This window comes from Bradyrhizobium cajani (genome assembly GCF_009759665.1).
Lineage (GTDB): Bacteria > Pseudomonadota > Alphaproteobacteria > Rhizobiales > Xanthobacteraceae > Bradyrhizobium > Bradyrhizobium cajani.
Window position 1 is genome coordinate 223,659 of the sequence record NZ_WQNE01000007.1, and the last position, 15,751, is coordinate 239,409.

18 protein-coding genes and 1 pseudogene are annotated in these 15,751 nt (G+C 59.5%); 11 read left to right on the forward strand and 8 right to left on the reverse strand.

Translation table 11 applies throughout. The features are described 5' to 3' along the window. Positions 1-152: 152 nt before the first annotated feature. The 4 genes and pseudogenes from GPL20_RS11985 to GPL20_RS12000 all read left to right on the forward strand — a co-directional run. Complete coding sequence (locus GPL20_RS11985) at positions 153-1,226, forward strand: aromatic ring-hydroxylating dioxygenase subunit alpha (protein WP_254124925.1); 1,074 nt, start codon at positions 153-155, stop codon at positions 1,224-1,226. Between the two features lie 10 nt (positions 1,227-1,236). Then, the gene (locus tag GPL20_RS11990) at positions 1,237-2,244 is read left to right on the forward strand and encodes a PDR/VanB family oxidoreductase (RefSeq protein ID WP_157329685.1); all 1,008 of its coding nucleotides are present in this window, start codon (positions 1,237-1,239) and stop codon (positions 2,242-2,244) included. Between the two features lie 487 nt (positions 2,245-2,731). Then, positions 2,732-2,947 carry a hypothetical protein gene (locus GPL20_RS11995; RefSeq protein ID WP_157329686.1) on the forward strand — a complete coding sequence of 72 codons (216 nt, stop codon included), beginning with the start codon at positions 2,732-2,734 and terminating at the stop codon, positions 2,945-2,947. A gap of 181 nt (positions 2,948-3,128) precedes the next feature. Then, positions 3,129-3,284 (forward strand): annotated as a pseudogene (locus GPL20_RS12000) (DUF736 family protein); the annotation flags it as partial. Positions 3,285-3,474: 190 nt separating this feature from the next. On the opposite strand, the gene GPL20_RS12005 reads toward GPL20_RS12000, so the two are convergent. The 7 genes from GPL20_RS12005 to GPL20_RS12020 all read right to left on the reverse strand — a co-directional run bounded on the left by GPL20_RS12005 (position 3,475) and on the right by GPL20_RS12020 (position 6,536). Further along, positions 3,475-3,723 carry a DUF736 domain-containing protein gene (locus GPL20_RS12005; protein WP_157329687.1) on the reverse strand — a complete coding sequence of 83 codons (249 nt, stop codon included), beginning with the start codon at positions 3,721-3,723 and terminating at the stop codon, positions 3,475-3,477. A 324-nt stretch (positions 3,724-4,047) separates the two neighbouring features. After that, the gene (locus GPL20_RS40130) at positions 4,048-4,611 is read right to left on the reverse strand and encodes a tyrosine-type recombinase/integrase (protein ID WP_309143195.1); all 564 of its coding nucleotides are present in this window, start codon (positions 4,609-4,611) and stop codon (positions 4,048-4,050) included. Then, entirely contained in the window at positions 4,566-5,060 is a 495-nt protein-coding gene (locus GPL20_RS40135; RefSeq protein ID WP_309143196.1) for a site-specific integrase, read from the reverse strand. The genes GPL20_RS40130 and GPL20_RS40135 overlap by 46 nt, the downstream gene beginning before the upstream one ends. Next, positions 5,057-5,233, reverse strand: coding sequence for a site-specific integrase (locus GPL20_RS39485; RefSeq protein WP_246250386.1), 177 nt, complete (start codon positions 5,231-5,233; stop codon positions 5,057-5,059). The genes GPL20_RS40135 and GPL20_RS39485 overlap by 4 nt, the downstream gene beginning before the upstream one ends. Positions 5,234-5,287: 54 nt before the next feature. Then, the gene (locus tag GPL20_RS39490; protein WP_246250389.1) at positions 5,288-5,584 is read right to left on the reverse strand and encodes a tyrosine-type recombinase/integrase; all 297 of its coding nucleotides are present in this window, start codon (positions 5,582-5,584) and stop codon (positions 5,288-5,290) included. Then, positions 5,584-5,967, reverse strand: a complete 384-nt coding sequence (locus tag GPL20_RS39495; protein ID WP_246250391.1) for a hypothetical protein — start codon at positions 5,965-5,967, stop codon at positions 5,584-5,586. Before GPL20_RS39495 ends, GPL20_RS39490 begins: the two co-directional genes overlap by 1 nt. Then, positions 5,961-6,536: a tyrosine-type recombinase/integrase gene (locus tag GPL20_RS12020; protein ID WP_309143198.1), complete on the reverse strand. Its 576-nt coding sequence runs from the start codon at positions 6,534-6,536 to the stop codon at positions 5,961-5,963. The genes GPL20_RS39495 and GPL20_RS12020 overlap by 7 nt, the downstream gene beginning before the upstream one ends. Positions 6,537-6,760: 224 nt before the next feature. Between GPL20_RS12020 and nodU the strand changes: the two genes are divergently transcribed. Continuing rightward, complete coding sequence (nodU, locus tag GPL20_RS12025) at positions 6,761-8,422, forward strand: nodulation protein NodU (protein ID WP_157329688.1); 1,662 nt, start codon at positions 6,761-6,763, stop codon at positions 8,420-8,422. Positions 8,423-9,427: 1,005 nt separating this feature from the next. Next, on the forward strand, positions 9,428-9,895 hold the full coding sequence (locus GPL20_RS12030; RefSeq protein ID WP_208639219.1) for a tyrosine-type recombinase/integrase: 468 nt from the start codon (positions 9,428-9,430) through the stop codon (positions 9,893-9,895). Positions 9,896-10,125: 230 nt separating this feature from the next. On the opposite strand, the gene GPL20_RS12035 is transcribed toward GPL20_RS12030, so the two are convergent. Then, positions 10,126-10,539, reverse strand: a complete 414-nt coding sequence (locus tag GPL20_RS12035) for a hypothetical protein (RefSeq protein ID WP_157329689.1) — start codon at positions 10,537-10,539, stop codon at positions 10,126-10,128. A 308-nt stretch (positions 10,540-10,847) separates the two neighbouring features. Here GPL20_RS12035 and GPL20_RS12040 point away from each other — a divergent pair, with 308 nt between their 5' ends. The 5 genes from GPL20_RS12040 (at position 10,848) to GPL20_RS12060 (ending at position 15,138) form a co-directional block, all read left to right on the forward strand. Continuing rightward, positions 10,848-11,210: a type II toxin-antitoxin system RelE/ParE family toxin gene (locus GPL20_RS12040; protein WP_157329690.1), complete on the forward strand. Its 363-nt coding sequence runs from the start codon at positions 10,848-10,850 to the stop codon at positions 11,208-11,210. Continuing rightward, a complete protein-coding gene (locus GPL20_RS12045; protein ID WP_157329691.1) occupies positions 11,210-11,548 on the forward strand; it encodes an XRE family transcriptional regulator in 339 nt (112 codons plus the stop codon). Before GPL20_RS12040 ends, GPL20_RS12045 begins: the two co-directional genes overlap by 1 nt. A 778-nt stretch (positions 11,549-12,326) precedes the next feature. After that, positions 12,327-13,430, forward strand: a complete 1,104-nt coding sequence (locus GPL20_RS12050; RefSeq protein WP_157329692.1) for a type IV toxin-antitoxin system AbiEi family antitoxin — start codon at positions 12,327-12,329, stop codon at positions 13,428-13,430. Then, positions 13,430-14,323, forward strand: a complete 894-nt coding sequence (locus GPL20_RS12055) for an antitoxin (protein WP_157329693.1) — start codon at positions 13,430-13,432, stop codon at positions 14,321-14,323. The genes GPL20_RS12050 and GPL20_RS12055 overlap by 1 nt, the downstream gene beginning before the upstream one ends. A gap of 200 nt (positions 14,324-14,523) precedes the next feature. Beyond that, the gene (locus tag GPL20_RS12060) at positions 14,524-15,138 is read left to right on the forward strand and encodes a hypothetical protein (RefSeq protein ID WP_157329694.1); all 615 of its coding nucleotides are present in this window, start codon (positions 14,524-14,526) and stop codon (positions 15,136-15,138) included. The last annotated feature ends 613 nt before the right edge of the window (positions 15,139-15,751 follow it).

Sequence of the window (15,751 nt, forward strand, 5' to 3'; positions counted from 1 at the left end):
CGCGTGGCCCAAGCCGCGATATCGAAAGTGTAGATAAGGGATATCAACTCTGTCCGATTGTCCGATGGCTATTGCCAACGCAATCTGCTCGAAAATGGGAGTTAAGACGGCAAGCCCGCGACCATCGACTAAATCATGGAGATAGCTGCACCGTGAACGCACCAAAACCCTTTCCGCTCAATGCCTGGTACGCGGCTGCATGGTCCCACGAGATCGCCCGCGAGCTTTCCGCCCGCACCATCTGCGGCAAGAACATCGTGCTCTATCGCCGCACGGACGGCGCCATCGCGGCGCTTGAGGATGCGTGTTGGCACCGGCTGCTGCCGTTGTCGCTGGGGCATCTCAAGGGCGATGACGTTATGTGCGGCTATCACGGGCTGGTTTTCAATTCGGCCGGCCGCTGCTCCTACATGCCTGCACAGAAGACGATCAATCCGTCGGCCTGCGTGCGTGCCTATCCGGTCGCTGAGCGGCATCGCCTCGTCTGGCTCTGGCCCGGCGATCCTGCGCAGGCGGACCCCGCCAAAATTCCGGATTTTCACTGGAACGACGGCACACACTGGGTCGGGGAGGGTGGCACGTTCTATCAGTTGAAATGCGACTATCGCCTGGTGGTCGACAACCTCATGGACCTCACGCACGAGACCTACGTGCACGCCGGCAGCATCGGGGACGAGGCAATCACGGCTGCGCCCTTCGATGTGACCCACACGGACAACGCGGCGACGATGATGCGCTGGATGATCGACATCGAGCCGCCCCCGTTCTGGGGCCGTCAGCTTGCACGGCCAGGCCGCGTCGATCGCTGGCAGATCGTGACGTTCCAGGCTCCGTCGGTCGTCGTTGGCGACGTCGGTGTGGCGCTGACAAATACGGGCGCGCCCCAAGGCGATCGCTCGCAGGGCGTCAGCGGCGCGTTCTTGGCGGCGATCACGCCCGAAACTGAGACGACCTGCCACTATTTCTGGAACTTTGTCCGAAATTATCGAAAAGATGATCCGCAACTGACGAGAGAGCTCCAGCTCGCCCATGTCAACGGCGGGGCAGGCGTTTACGATCAGGATCACAGGATCTTGGAAGCGCAACAGGCGGCCATTGACAAGAACCCGCGTTCGCCCTTCTACGATCTCAACATCGATGCGGGCGCACTCTGGGCACGGCGGCTGATCGACCAGATGGTGGCCGACGAGCAGGACCGCGTGATCGCAAACCTTGCGGCCGAGTGAGCAAAAAGTCATGGCCAAGCCGATGGAACCAATTGCTGCACGTCTTCGCGCCACGCGTGATCTTACTCCTGACGTCCGCCTCTTCGAGATCGAGCCGGACTACCCGTCAGCTAAGGTAACGCCTGGCAGTCACATCGACGTTCTCGTGCCGATCGACGGGCGGCCCCAGCTTCGTAGCTATTCGTTGGTGGGACCTGGCGGGGACGGGCTCTATCGCATCGCCGTCAAGCGGGTCGCTTCCGGCCGGGGCGGGTCGGTCGGCATGTGGCGCCTCAAGGCGGGCGAACCGCTCACAATTTTCGAGCCGCGAAATAGCTTCGAACTGAGCTACGGCCGGCCGGACTATTTGCTGCTGGCCGGCGGCATCGGCATCACGCCGATCTACACAATGGCGCTGGCGCTGAAGCAAACGGACGCGAATTTTCGCCTGCTCTATGCTGCGCGTAGCCGCAGCGATCTGGCACTCGCGGACGAGCTTGCCCGCTATATCGGCGAACGACTTCAGTTCTTCGTCAATGAAGAGGGACAGCGCATCGATATCGCCGGCGAGATCGCCCGGCTCGATCCGCGCGGCGAGCTCTATGTGTGTGGGCCATTCGGCATGTTGGAGGCGGCCAAGCGCGTGTGGCGCGAAGCGGGCAGGCCTGCGGCACAGCTCCGCTACGAGACGTTTGGCAATGCCGGTAAGTTCGCGGACGCGCCGTTCAGGATCAGGATTCCCCGATTGGGCCTGGAAATTGACGTCCCTGCCCATCGTTCCCTGCTAGAGGCGCTTGAAGATGCCGGCGTCGACATGATCTTTGGTTGCCGGCGCGGAGAATGCGGTCTTTGCGTGTTGCCGATCCTGGAGGCGTCGGCTGAGGTCGATCATCGTGACGTCTTCTTCAGCGGTGAAGAGCGGGCGACGAACGGCAAGCTATGTACCTGCGTGTCGCGCGCTGCGAGCGGTAGCCTAACCATCGACACACCCGATCAAACGCGGACCCCGCGTCATTCGCAGGACGTCCCGGTGGTGTAGAGCTTCACGGTCGCATGAGACCGAGGAGTAAGCTTCGCTCCACCATCGCTCCGCGGCGCAAGATCGTCCGCGACTGCCTTTTCGGATAACTGTCCTTATTGAGCGTGGACATCCCAATGACGGATCGCGACCATGCCCTTCCCCGCTTCGACGGTAACCCGCGAGCTCGGCACCAGATCGCCAAGACCGATCGCGATTGAATGACGATCGGCCGGTCGGTCGCGTCCTCACGCCGAACGAGGTACGGCCCGCCGCAATTTGAGTGAACGAGCGAGGCGGGCAAATCTGCATCGACCGGTTCTGATGGCCTCGATACGCGAGCAATAGTTCTTTGCTCATCGCTTACGGGTGCCTATTCGGTTTCTCAAGGGCGGAAAAGCGCTTCATCGAGTCTGCTCTTAAAATGCGGCAGCCTTGCAGCGCTAGGTCATACCGGGCCGGCGTCGTTCGGCCCTTCATGAGCGTTCGACGCTGTCGGTTGTGGTTGTTGCCCAACGGCAATGTCGCCTTTTCCCGCATGCTCTTTCTTTCTTTCTTTCTCTACTTCGAAACCGGTCGCCTTCTTGTGCTGGAAAGCGAGGTCTGCCACGTCTTTTCCCGCTTAAGTCTGTGTTCAGCGCTCGGACGCAACTCGCTTCGTTGGCTTGATCTGGCCGAAGACCGGCTGCGCCTCGATCGCCTGAGCCGCAACGCCGTCGATTGAGACTTTCTTCCCCTGGGCTGCGCCCATTCCTCGCGAGACAAGAAAGTCTTCCCGCCGGCGTCCTCCGCATACGCTTCGGCCCGCGGGAAGAAGCGGGTGCGTCGCCGATCGTCTTCGGCCTTTAGATCGCCATTGAGGCCGCGGTAGTCGCGGGGCTCGAAACAACTCAAGGAGAAGTCACATGGCTAGCATCGGTTCTTTCAGGAAGGTCGGCTCGGATTTCCAGGGCGAGATCGTCACGCTGAGCTTGCAGGCCAGGGGCGTCCGCATCGTCGCCGAGGCCAACCGCTCAAACGAGAACGCTCCCAGCCACCGCGTCTATGTGGGCCGGGCGGATTATGCGTAGGCGGGATTATGCGGAGTCGTTGGCTGGCAACCCCGGTTTTCCAGCGCTTTTGCCGCTGTGTCGCTCCGCATAATGACGGGCCGGTGTCTGCGGCGCCTCGCGATGTTGCGAGACGCCGCAGTGTCGGTCAGCGCGACCAGATCAGCGCACACTCGCCATCGTCGCCTTCGAAGAGGTTGGCTTAGATGGGCGCCGTGAAGGACGGATCGTCGAGCTTGACCGAGTGGTAGGAGCGGTTGTCCTTCGAGGTCCGGCGCCAGGCGGCACCGATCTCGTCGCCTGAGACGATCACGCGCAGGTCTGGCGCCTTATCGCTGGTGGAGGCGGGATCGCTGGGGACGATGCGCGCCTTGGCATCGATCGCGAACGTCTTGATGGTGCCGGTGTAGGTGCCATCGTTGCTGCGGGTGAACGAACCGATCTGGGACATGATGGATCTCCTGTGCTGTGTTCAAGTCCGCGACTCGCGGCCTTGTGGCGATCGATAGCCCCGGGACGGCCGACCCGCACCGTCAGGCCGCAGCGCATGCGGAGGACGGCGTGCGGCGATCTTGTTGCTGCGCGAGGAGCGGCGCAGCCGCGGGGAAGAAGATCGCCGACACGCTGTTGCGGGGAACAGGCCGGGTCGCAGACCGCATCTCGGGCAGATCCGCCCAGCAAGGCCCGTCGGTCGCAGGACATCGCGGCACGCCCGGAGAACCACCCGGCTCCAGTCGGGCAGCGCTGCTATGATGACCACCCGGCCCGCTCACGATCACGTCGGCGCCGTGCGCACATCGGCCATCAGCGACGCAATCAATGCGTCGGGCGCCTTGAACCGACCGCGTCGAAGCGCCGGCGGCAGCAGCGCTTCGACGGCTTCAAGTTTTTCGGACGGATCCATCCGCAGGTACACTTCGGTCGTGCGGATATCGGCGTGGCCAAGCCAGAGCGCGACCTTGCGGATGTCGCGTGTGGCCTGCAACATCAGAACCGCACAACTGTCCCGCAGAAGGTGTGGCGATAGCGTGCGGCCGCTCAGGGTCGGGCATCGCGCCGCGGCGGCCTTTGCGTGCTTTTCGAGGATATACTCAAAGCCGGCGCGGGTCATCGCCATCCCTTGGGCGTTGACGAACAGCTCTGTCGCTGGCGGCTTTCCTCGTACTGATAGCCAAGCGCGCAGGTCACGCGCGGTTTCCTTCCAGAGCGGAAGGCTGCGTTCGCGCCGGCCCTTGCCGAACACCAGGATGCTTGGCCTCGGTTGCAGCGTGACGTTCTCCAGGGTGAGGCCGATCAACTCGGAGACGCGCAGGCCGCCGGCGAAGCACAGATGCAACATCGCCCGATCCCGTAGTCCGAGGCGTGTCGTCGCGTCGGTAACATTGAGCACGGCGCGGATATGTCCATGGTCAGGTGGCGGATGAGCTTCTGGTCATGACGCTCGCCTGGGATCGCATTGATCTGGGCGACCTGCTCCAAGGCGCTGGGATGCCGCAGCTCGACGTAGCGCATGAACGACTTGATTGCGGCGAGCCGCAGGTTGCGAGTCGCCGGACTATTGCCGCGGTCATGTTCGATCTGATGCAAGAACGCGACCACCATGTCTGCATCAATCTGCTCGAGCTTGAGCAGAGAGGGGCGCGTGTGCAGGCGCTGCGCGGCGAAGGCGAAGGCGAACAACAGCTGGAAGCTGTACGCACAGGTGTCGCAGGAGTGCGGACTGTAGCCGCGCTGCTGCGGCATGTGCTCGCGCATGAAGCTGGTGATGAGCGGGGCGATCGGCGTCATGCGACCTCCCCGGCGATCAGCGCCTCGGCAGCACCCGCTATATCGGCCATGAGGTCCGGGGTGGCTTCCAGATACCAGTGGGTATGCCGGATGTCTGCATGGCCGAGATATGTGGCGAGAGCGACGAAGTCGCGCGCAACGTTATCACGACGCGTCGCGCATTGCTCCAGCACGGGCGTCGCGAAGGTGTGGCGCCGATCATGGATACGCGGACGTCGCGACCGATTCTAACCGGCTTCAGCCTTGCGCAGGATCACATTGAAGTTGCTCTCGGCGGTCCGAAGCGACATCGGCTTGGCATCCACGCACAGGAACACATTGTCATCCATCCCGGCGAACCGCCGCCGTATCGCAAGATAGGCATGCAGCGCCTCGACCACGGTGCGGTGCATTGGCACGAGCCTGCTCTTGTTGAACTTAGTCAGGCGGATGTGCAGCACGCCGTCGGGCAGCAGATCGTCCAACCTCAGGTTCAGAGCCTCGGAGATCCGCAGACCCGTCGACGCCAGCAGCCCGATCAGCATCACATAGATGTGGCGCCTGAGCGGGCTGGGCAGCGCCGTAGATTGCCCGCAGCGTCGAGCATGCGAGCCAGTTCCTCTGGCATGCAGATATAGGGCGCAGGACGTGTTGCAGGGCTGCGGGGATGATGCGGTACTTCATGCTCGTGATCCTCCGCGTAGAGGAAGCGTGCAAAGAGCGCGATCTCCTGAAGCCGCCGCCGGTGACTGCGCGGCGTCGACGAGACGGCCGCCGCCCAGGCGATCGCGGTCTCGCGGCGAACATGGGTATCGCCCTGGTCGACCGCATAGCGCGCGAACGCGGTGAGGTGTCGGGCCGTCTTTGCGAGCTTGAAGCCGAGCGAGCGGCGCAGCTCGATGTAGCGATCAACATCATCGATCAGCATGGCGACCTCCCCGGCCAGGGCTGCGCGATGGCCGCCAGCAGCGCGGTATCGAACTTGGCGTAATGCGCCGTCATCGCTTGCGATCGATGGCGCAGCACCGTGCTTACGCCCGGCAGGCTGACGCCGTGGCGGAGCATCGCCGTGGCCGCCGAGTGGCGCTGGATATGCGCACCCTTGTAACGGCTCTCGACGCCCGCACGCTTGAGCGCGCGCTTGACCATACATTTGACCGCGATGCGGTCGATTGGCCGCAACGGTGCATATTCGGTGATGAACACAGATGGTGTGGCCAGTGCCGGCCGTCCGCGTTCGATGTAGGCGAGCAGCGCGTCGCCGATCTCCTGGGTGAGCGGCAGCAGTTCCTCGCGCCGGCCTTTGCCGCACAGGCGGATGCTGCCCTGCCGCCAGTCGATATCGTCGAAGCTGAGCCGCGCCACCTCGCTCGCCCGAAGCCCGAGCCGGACCAACAGCAGGATGATGGCTCGGTCGCGCAGGCGCCGCTCCTCATTGCACGCACCGCTGATCCGCGCGATATCGGCATCAGGCAGGAAGCGCGGGATCGATGCCAGCCGCCATCCAGCTTCGTCCGAAACCGAACGCGTCCGTTGTCACGAATAGGACAAGCCGCTTCCAATCCCGACGTTGATCAGACAATCGCCAGCTATTCAACTCACTGGAACTGGCCCAGAGCGTGCATCGTGACAGATGGGAGCCCATCTGAGTCTCGCGACATGAGCAACAGTTACGGCGCCCTCAAATCGTGTGGATCACCGGCATTAGGTTCGAAGACAGTATGCGCATCTGCGGTATCAAACTGACCCATGACGGAGCAGTCGCCCTTATCGAGGACGGACGGCTTGTCTTCTGTGTCGAGCAGGAAAAGCGAGACAATAATCCGAGATATCGAAAAATCGACAATCTCGATGCAGTTGTTGTCGCTTTGGCAGAGCACGGTTTAGATCCGCGTGACGTTGATCGGTTCGTCATCGACGGATGGTGGGGCGAGGTTGAGTCACAATTTCAGGTTCTCAGTGGGACTGCACCCATTACCCTTAAAGGGGCGCCGTATGTTGAGGGCAAGGCCGAAAGCCTCCTCATAGCGCACGACGGCTCTGGGCTGATGCTAAACGGGAGCGCTTTCCCTTATCAAAGCTATCCGCATGTTACAGCCCATGTGGCTTCCGCTTTTTGTACTAGTCCGTTTGCCAAGGCCGGGCAGCCCGCGTTCTGTCTGGTTTGGGACGGCGCCTCCTTTCCGCGTCTCTACCATGTGGAACGCCGCGCAGCCAGGTTCCTCGAGTGTCTCTTCCCGCTGATAGGGCATGCTTATGCTGCCGCAGGCTATCACTTCGGACCATACAAGCAGGCGAACCGGACCAAGTGGGACCTCGGTGTTGCGGGCAAGTTGATGGCCTACATCGCGCTCGGTTCAGTCGATGAAAGCATCGTCGAGGTGTTTCAGGGGCTCTACGAAAAGCACTTTAGCACGTTTACGGAGCCAGTCGGTCGTTGCAGCGAGGACGCCGCGCTTGAGCCTGTCCATGCGTTCTTCGATGCCTGCGCGCTACGGTTAAAGGCCAACCCCCCCGCAAATGTGCTTGCATCCTTTCATTGCTTCCAAGAGCGACTGCTCGTTAGCAAGCTCGCGAGTGCTATACAGAGGCATTCGAGCCTTCCCGCGCGCAATCTGTGCATAACCGGCGGCTGCGGTCTGAACATAAAATGGAATAGTGCATTACGAGCTGCCGGCTTGTTCGATGCTATCTGGGTGCCCCCCTTTCCGAATGACAGTGGCTCCGCAATAGGTGCCGCTTGCTCGGCATTAGCGGCGGACCAAGGCTTTGTACCATTGGAATGGTCCGTCTATAGTGGTCCAGCCGTGGACCGGGGCGACGTGCCGCCCGGATGGGGCGGCTCACCATGTAGCATGCGTGAACTTGCAACAATTCTTGCCAGCAACAAGCCCGTCATTTTCCTTGCCGGCCGCGCGGAGCTTGGACCTCGGGCTTTGGGTAGCAGGAGCATACTCGCCGCGGCGACATCGCCGCGAATGAAGGACCATCTCAACGACATCAAACTTCGCGAGCACTTCCGGCCTGTAGCGCCAATATGCCTGGAAGATCGTGCGCCGGATATTTTTAGTCCTGGAACGCCAGACCCTTACATGCTTTTCGAGCACCTAACACGAGCAGAATGGCGGGATAAGATCCCCGCTGTTGTGCATCTGGACGGATCTGCGCGATTGCAGACTATTTGCAGGACCTCTCAACACAAAATCGCCGAACTTCTCGTCGAATATGAAGGCCTGACCGGCATTCCGCTACTGTGCAATACCAGCGCCAATCACAATGGTCGCGGGTTTTTCCCAACTGCGGCATCTGCCTGCCAGTGGGACCGCGTTGACCACGTGTGGTGCGATGGCATGCTGTGGACGAAACGCGAGGGCGGCGACTGAGCGCTGGCCAACGGCATCTTTCTCTCTAAGCATGGGGAAGCGAGACCGTACGCCGAAGATCGTATACTTCCGCAAAGGCCACCTAGTTTGACGAACGCGACCGCTGCAAGCCCTAGCGCTAATCCTAGGAGAAGCGCCAGGACGATTTCGGGGGTCGAGATGATCACATCGCTGAGGGGCGGCGCGGTGGTCGCTGGATGAGAGGGAGCGGCTTGTTGCAGCAGGGTGGTCGGGGTCCCCTTTCGCCCTCCTCGCGGAAGGATTCGGGCGGCGAACGAGGATCAGTTATCCAGCGAGTATCGCCTCTCGCTCTTTTGAAATGCTGCTGCGCCGCCCTCAAGTATCCGACACACCTGCTGCCGAGTACTTTGCGTATCTGCGCAATCCTCCAAAGCGCCGGCTGCGTAAGAGAAGGACGGTAAACCGCCGTTGTCTTTTACGCATCGAGCGACCATGGCTTGCTCGGCGTCCGTGTTGACGACTAGATTCGGTTGTGTGTGATGAGAAGGATTTGCCGCGGGAGCTTGGCTTTTTCGAAAATAGCTCCCCAAGAGGCTATAGATGGATTCGTTGTCAAGGTTCTCTTCTGGCTGATCGATCAGGAGGGGTCGGGTATCCTTCTGGTCGAAAACGCCCTCCGAGTTCGCCTTCACCTGTCACCCATGCCGGGATCTGGCGCTGCGCTATGCCGAAGGCTCCGGCTGAGTTGACCGATATCACGGTTCGCGGTCTTTGCATCCGTCTCGCCACTAACAACGCGCGTTCGCCACCAGTCGACGTATTGCAGGCCATCCTCCTCGTTCACATCCTCTACCGGCTTGTCACCGACGATATCTACAAATTGCCGCGCCGCGCGGATGGCGCTACAACTACCCCGATATTTTCAAGGACCTTCGGCTACGCGGAGAGACTGACAAGTCGCGCATTCCCTATGAGAACGCCTTCATTCAATCCCAATTCTTAGGAGGAGCGCTCGACGGCCTGAACGAAGACGCCCGTTACGTCTTGTACATCATGATCGAAACAGGTCTGCGCCCGTCCGAGATCGTTAATCTCCAGGAGCGCGCAATTCATCTGGATTGCGACATTCCGCATGTGGAGATCCTACCCGATGGGCGGATGCTGAAGACCGAGGACTCGAAACGGGAAATGCCGCTCGTCGGGGTTGCTCTTGAGGCCATGAAACTTCGACCTCAAGGCTTTGCGCGCTATCGCGATAAATCCTCCGGCATGTCCGGCACCATCAACAAGTACCTTAGAGAGAACGCTCTGCGTCCAACCGCTGACCATACGGTCTATTCATTGCGCCACAGCTTCAAGGACCGTCTGGTGGCCGCGGAAGCACCGGACAGCTTGATTGACAGTTTGATGGGTCACCGGTCCGGCAAACCCAAATACGGCAAGGGTCCGGCACTGGCACTCAAACTCAAATTCTTGGAGCGCATCTCATTTGCTTGCCCAGAACGACTATAAGACGAGAGGAGCCGGCGGGCGCGCTCTTTCGTGCCGCGAAGCTCGGTCAGATGATGTTCGAGCTTCTCATACAGCGGAAGGAAATCGTCGCCATCGCGCTCGATGATATACGCAAGGAGGAGCAAAGCCCGCTCGGCCCTTATGATGGCGTCGACGACGTCGTTCCGCTCGGTAGTCATGGCTGCGTCTTTCGCGGCTTGGTACCGCTTGTTTTAGTCAGTCAGAACCTCTCAATCACGCGGACGTCGCCATCGCGCGCCGTCGGATGCTAAAGATTGCCGCACCTGCTCGGGCGAGGTGAAGCCCATCGCGGCAAGCGCTCTGCCCGTGCCGTCGGTCAAGCCGACCGATTTCAGGAAAGCCGCGTCGGCGGGCAGATTGCGGGCATAAGAGCCGGAATTCGTAATTCCGGAATCCCCATCGTCGGCGTTGCGCGGCCTACCGATGCCGATCCGGTTCGCATAATTCCCTAAGCCGCCCAGCTCGCCTGAGCTCGCCTGTGTTGTGGATGCGTCCTGTTTGTTGGGATGAGCATCAAACTGATTGCGCGGCTGGTCTCTATTGGCAACGGCGATTTCGGTGGCAACGGTTTGCTCACGCGTATGCGGTCCTGCAGGCTCATGGAGGAATCCGACACGCGGCACAACACGCGATTAAAATCGCCATCACCAAGGCGGCTGGCACCTGGAATGTTCATCACTGCCTGATCGACGGCCGCGCGCAACTGCCTTGCTAGTTCGCCGGAATCTTCAGTTCCTATCGCCATTCGAAAATACGTTCGTCTCAAATGTCTTCGGCGCGCCAAATGGCAGGAAATAGGCCAATCATCGCAGCGGATGAATCCTCTAATTGTTGACTAATTGATTGATTTCACGTCGGTTTATTCGCCGTTGACTGTATGCCATCCATGGAATAATTATTGACTTTATTCCCTCTATGGAATATATTGTCAATGACATGGAACGTCGAATACACGGACGAATTCGAGGAAGAGTTCTGGAATGGCCTCGGCGAGGCCGAACAGGAAGACGTCACCGCGTCGGTGTCTCTCCTCGAAGAGCGCGGCCCGAACCTGCCGTTTCCCTATTCGTCCGGTATCGAAGGCTCAAAGCATGGTCACATGCGCGAGTTACGGGTTCAGAGCGGAGGAAAGCCGATCCGGATTTTCTATGCTTTCGATCCGCGCCGCTCAGCGATCTTGCTGATTGGTGGAGACAAGACGGGCAAGGACAGGTTTTACGAGGAAATGGTGCCTGTCGCTGACAAGCTTTATGACGTGCATCTCGAAGAGCTCAAGAAGGAGGGGTTGATCTGATGGCTGGACATCGTTCATTCAAGGGACTGACCAAGGGCTTTTCGCAAGAGCGCAAGGCGCGCGTTGTTGCGCGTGCGGACGTTCTCAAGAAGGAAATGGCGCTGCACGAACTACGGCAGGCGCGCGAGCGTTCGCAGGAAGAGTTGGCGCGCGAGTTACGGGTCGGGCAACCGGCCGTCGCCAAACTGGAGCGTCGTGCGGATATGTATGTCAGCAACTTGCGACGTTACATCGAGGCGTTAGGCGGCTCGCTAGAAATCACGGCGCGTTTTCCGGAAGGAAGCGTCAACATCGTCAATTTCGGCGAGTTGGATGAGAGACGCGCGCAAGAATCGTAAATTGAGCAATGGTCCGGCCGGGCGTTCGTGAGCGATCGGCAAGGGTGAAGTGCGCTTCTGTCCCTCTGCGATGAGCCCGCGTTAGCTGCGGGTCTCCCCGGCCGGTGCCTTAGCCCCCTCGAAAAGGGCGTCCCACTATTTCATGTTGACCGGATGCGACGGCGGCAGCGCGTCCACGAGGTTGCATCTCACGCGGTAAATCTCGTGCGTGCCGATTTTCTCAAACGTTCATCGATCGGCTCCGGCCAAAACCGCACTTCTGGATACCCCTTGTCGTGCCAATAGGCTTCTAGCCGTTTCGCAAGTTCCGTTGCGCCGCGGCGATTCAAAGTATCGTTACGGTATTGTTTGACCGTATCGAGCCGCGAAGCGGCGTCGCGTCCCGTCGGGGTACGATCCCGTCGCGCATGCCCGATGAATTTTCGGGAAGTGGGATTTGATCGAGGGCCTGCAACCCCTCGGCTGTCAAGGCCAGGGCGAGCGGAAAGCACCGGACCGGGTTGCAGCTTCGCGGCTGCCTGCACCACTCCCGTGCTTCCCGGCCTTGACAGCCACACCCCGCTCAAGAGGGCATCCATCGGGTCTGCTGCGCAAACCCGCTTTCAAGGGAAAGCGATCGAGCCGACGGGTGGATAGCAGAAACCAGTTCCTTCCCCGCATCGCTTCTAAGTCACTGAAATTGTGATAATTTCTCCGTTCGCCATCTTTGATGAGCAGTAAATAATGGCCTGCTAGCAAATATTCAGTCTTTCTGATATATTTACTGCGCAGCAAAAGGATGACTTTCGTGGTCGATTGGCAGGCGACGGAGAAGACGGTAGTCGACAAGCTTTTGAAGACACTTCAGGAGCTTCCGGCTGCCGACGCTCACCTACAGAGCGGCCAGCGGTCTTTCTCCAACGCCCGATCGCGGATAGACGCCGAAATCGCTCTCAGCATCTCCAATCAAAACCTCACGCTGCTCGTCGAGGCCAAGAAATCCCTCTTCCCGCGGGACGCGCGCGAAGCGCTTTGGCAGCTACGGGAATACGCAAGCCAATTTGGCGGCGGCGACCGCGTCATTCCCCTTCTTGCCGCTGAATCCATATCCCCCGGCTCGAAGGAATTTCTGCGACGGGAAAATGTCGGTTATTTCGACATGGGCGGAAGTCTCTTTATTCCCGCGCCCGGAGCCTATGTCCTGATCGATAAACCCGTGCCGAGGAACTTGGCCCGGTCGGTGACCACCGTTTTCAAAGGCAAACGCTCGCAAGTCCTCCGCGTCCTCCTGCATGACCCTCAGCACTGGTTTAGCGTGAAAGCGCTCTCGGAGGCGGCCCGCGTATCGCCTGCCACGGCCTCGGAAACGTTGATCATGCTCGAACGGTTCGAGTGGCTCGCCGCGCGCGGCCAAGGCCCTTCCAAGGAGCGCCAACTTACCGCGCCGCGAGCGCTACTGGACGAATGGAAAAAGCAGGTCCTCGCCGGCACCAAGCCGAAAACGCGCCGCTATTATGTGCCTAACGCGACGAACGAGGATACGTTTATCGGCCGGATGGATACGGCTTTCGCGGAGGCTGGCGTCGAATATGTGCTCACTCAAGAATCAGCCGCCCAACGCTACGCGCCCTTCCTTTCCTCTCTGTCCCGCGTATCTTGCCGCGGGGCATCTACCCGCAGCGCGGGAAATGCTTTAAGTAAGCTCGGAGCCCGGGAGGTTTCCGAAGGCGCAAATTTCACTATGATCGAGACCCTCGCCGAGGAAGGGCCCTTCCTGTTTAAGGAGCGTCATGGTGCGGCCTGGCTTGCCAGCCCGGTCCAAGTCTATCTTGATCTGTTGATCGCGGGAGGGCGGGCTCAGGAGGCGGCTGAACATCTTCGCAAGGAAAGAATAGGTTTCTAATGGCCAAGCCCGAAACCGCTGCCGGATATGAAAAACAAGTCACGGAAAACTGCGAGCGGCTGCTCGTTACCCTGATCCGGAATCTCGGACCGTGGAAGAAATCCGTTTATCTCGTCGGCGGACTCACGCCACGCTACCTCGTCACGAAGCCGCCGCCAGGTAAACAGCATGCCGGCACGGGCGATGTCGATGTCGTCGTCGAGCAGCAGGTGCTCGCCGACACGGAGGCCTATCGAACCCTCGAAGAAAATCTCAAGCGGATGGGGTTCACGCGCGCCACGAACGACAAGGGACAGCCGCTATCCTGGCGCTGGCAAGCCAAGACCGAATCCGGCGGCTCAATCATTCTGGAATTCCTTGCCGACGATCCCAAACGTGGCGGCGGAAAAGTCGCTCCGTTGCCCGCGGAGGGAGGGAATATCTCCGCGTTGAACGTTCCGCACGCATCGCTCGTGTTTGATCATTACGAAGTCAAGGAGATCGCCGCGGACCTGCTTGGCGGCAAAGGCGTGGCCACCGAGGAAGTCCGCCACGCGGATATCGTGAGCTTCACCTGCCTCAAGGCTTACGCACTGGATGATCGGCACGAACGCAAGGACGCTCATGACATCGTCTATTGCCTGGAAAACACCGAGGGCGGCATTGAAAAAGCGGCTGAGAAATTCAAGGCGGCGATGGCCGGCAAGCATGCGGACGTGATCAAGGAAGTCTTGGCGATCCTGCGCAAGCATTTCGTGACGGACGACAAAACGGAAGGCTATCGCAAGGACGGCTCCGTCGCCGTGGCTCAGTTTGAAATCGAAGGCGACGACGCGGAAGCGCGCGAGCAACGGACACTACGCCAGCGCGTTGCAAGTGATGTCGTGACGCGCTTCGTCGAAGCCGTGGGCTAACTTGCGACGTCCAACAAACGGATAACAAAGCGTACAACAATCGCGCGTTTGTTGATTGGCGCAGTTTTTTAAGTATTGTTGCTTTCTGTTCAGGGCGCTTCGCCCGCTCCACTACTTAGCAGGTTTCCGCAGAGAAGTATTCTCGCTTTATTCTCGGGGTAGCCTTCCGGAACTCGGAAGCTTGTGGCAATCCTTATGGAATGGGATTGCCGGTCAGAACACTCATCGGGATCGTGCTCGCTTTCGTCAGCACCCTCATTGCGCGCACCGCATTCGAGATTTCATATCGGCTTGGCTTCTACCCGGAAAAATGGCTGGCCGACCTAACCATGGGCGCGCTTGGCAGTACGCTCGCTTTTTGGCTCATCCTAAGTGTGGCTGCATTCGCAATCTGGATTGGCCTTGAATTCGCCGCCCGTCGTTGGCTGCGTGCGAACTCAGGCATGCCCCCACTTGGAACTGCCGGCGATGACAAAATACCTGGGCCCACAATTACCCAATACCTGCCAGCGACCGCTCCTGCGATTCTTCTCCAGGACGGATGGATATTGAACTTCAACCCGACCGTACTCACGGGCCGGAAGCTGATTTCGTTCAACTCAAATGGTCAAATTGGAGAGGGCAGGAATCAGAACGAGTGGACCTGGTCGATGGTCGGGGACGAGCTTGAGATACGGCGCAGAAATGGGGATCTTCAAAATCGTTTCAGGTTCGATCCGCATGGCACGAAATTTATTTCGACCAACCATCCGGACGCGCAAGGCATAAGAGATCAATTCATCTTTCGAGACCGCGCTGCCCAAAATTCCAGCTGAGCCGAATCCCTCCTCATTCGGGAAGAACGAAGCGGAGAAAAGAGGTGAGATTATTCGCTACTTGGAAGATGCACTCGCAATCGCGAATAAAATTGAAGTCACGATACGGGCTATCCAATGGAACGAGCGTTGGACGAAACGCGTGCAAAACAATTCCCGGTTGACCAATAGTGGCGCGCTCCAAGAGCGCGCCGTTCGATTGTTGAAAGTGCTGACGCTGTCCGCCGGTTTTGAGGCTCCATAAATCTAACCGTCATCGCTTGTGAGCATTTACAAGGATTTGTCAGACGATTGATCCCATAGACACGAGATCCTGCCGAATGGCATTCTCCGCGTCTAGTCGCTCTCGAGTTTGAGGTTGCTGCAGATGACGAAGGACCGTGATGCCGGAGTTTAGCAACGCAGATCTATAACTGCGCGCACTTTTTCGTCGCTCACGCGCATAGAAAGCAAAAAATCCGCGGTATCGTTGTTCTACTCTACCCGAGCGGCATGACGACCCCACGTCAACAACGACCATCACGTCACCACTCTCTTCCATCATCATGATGTATACAGACCCAGGAGGTGGCTGCCAGAAAGTTGCTCATGGCAATCGATGTCGAAGGGGGGC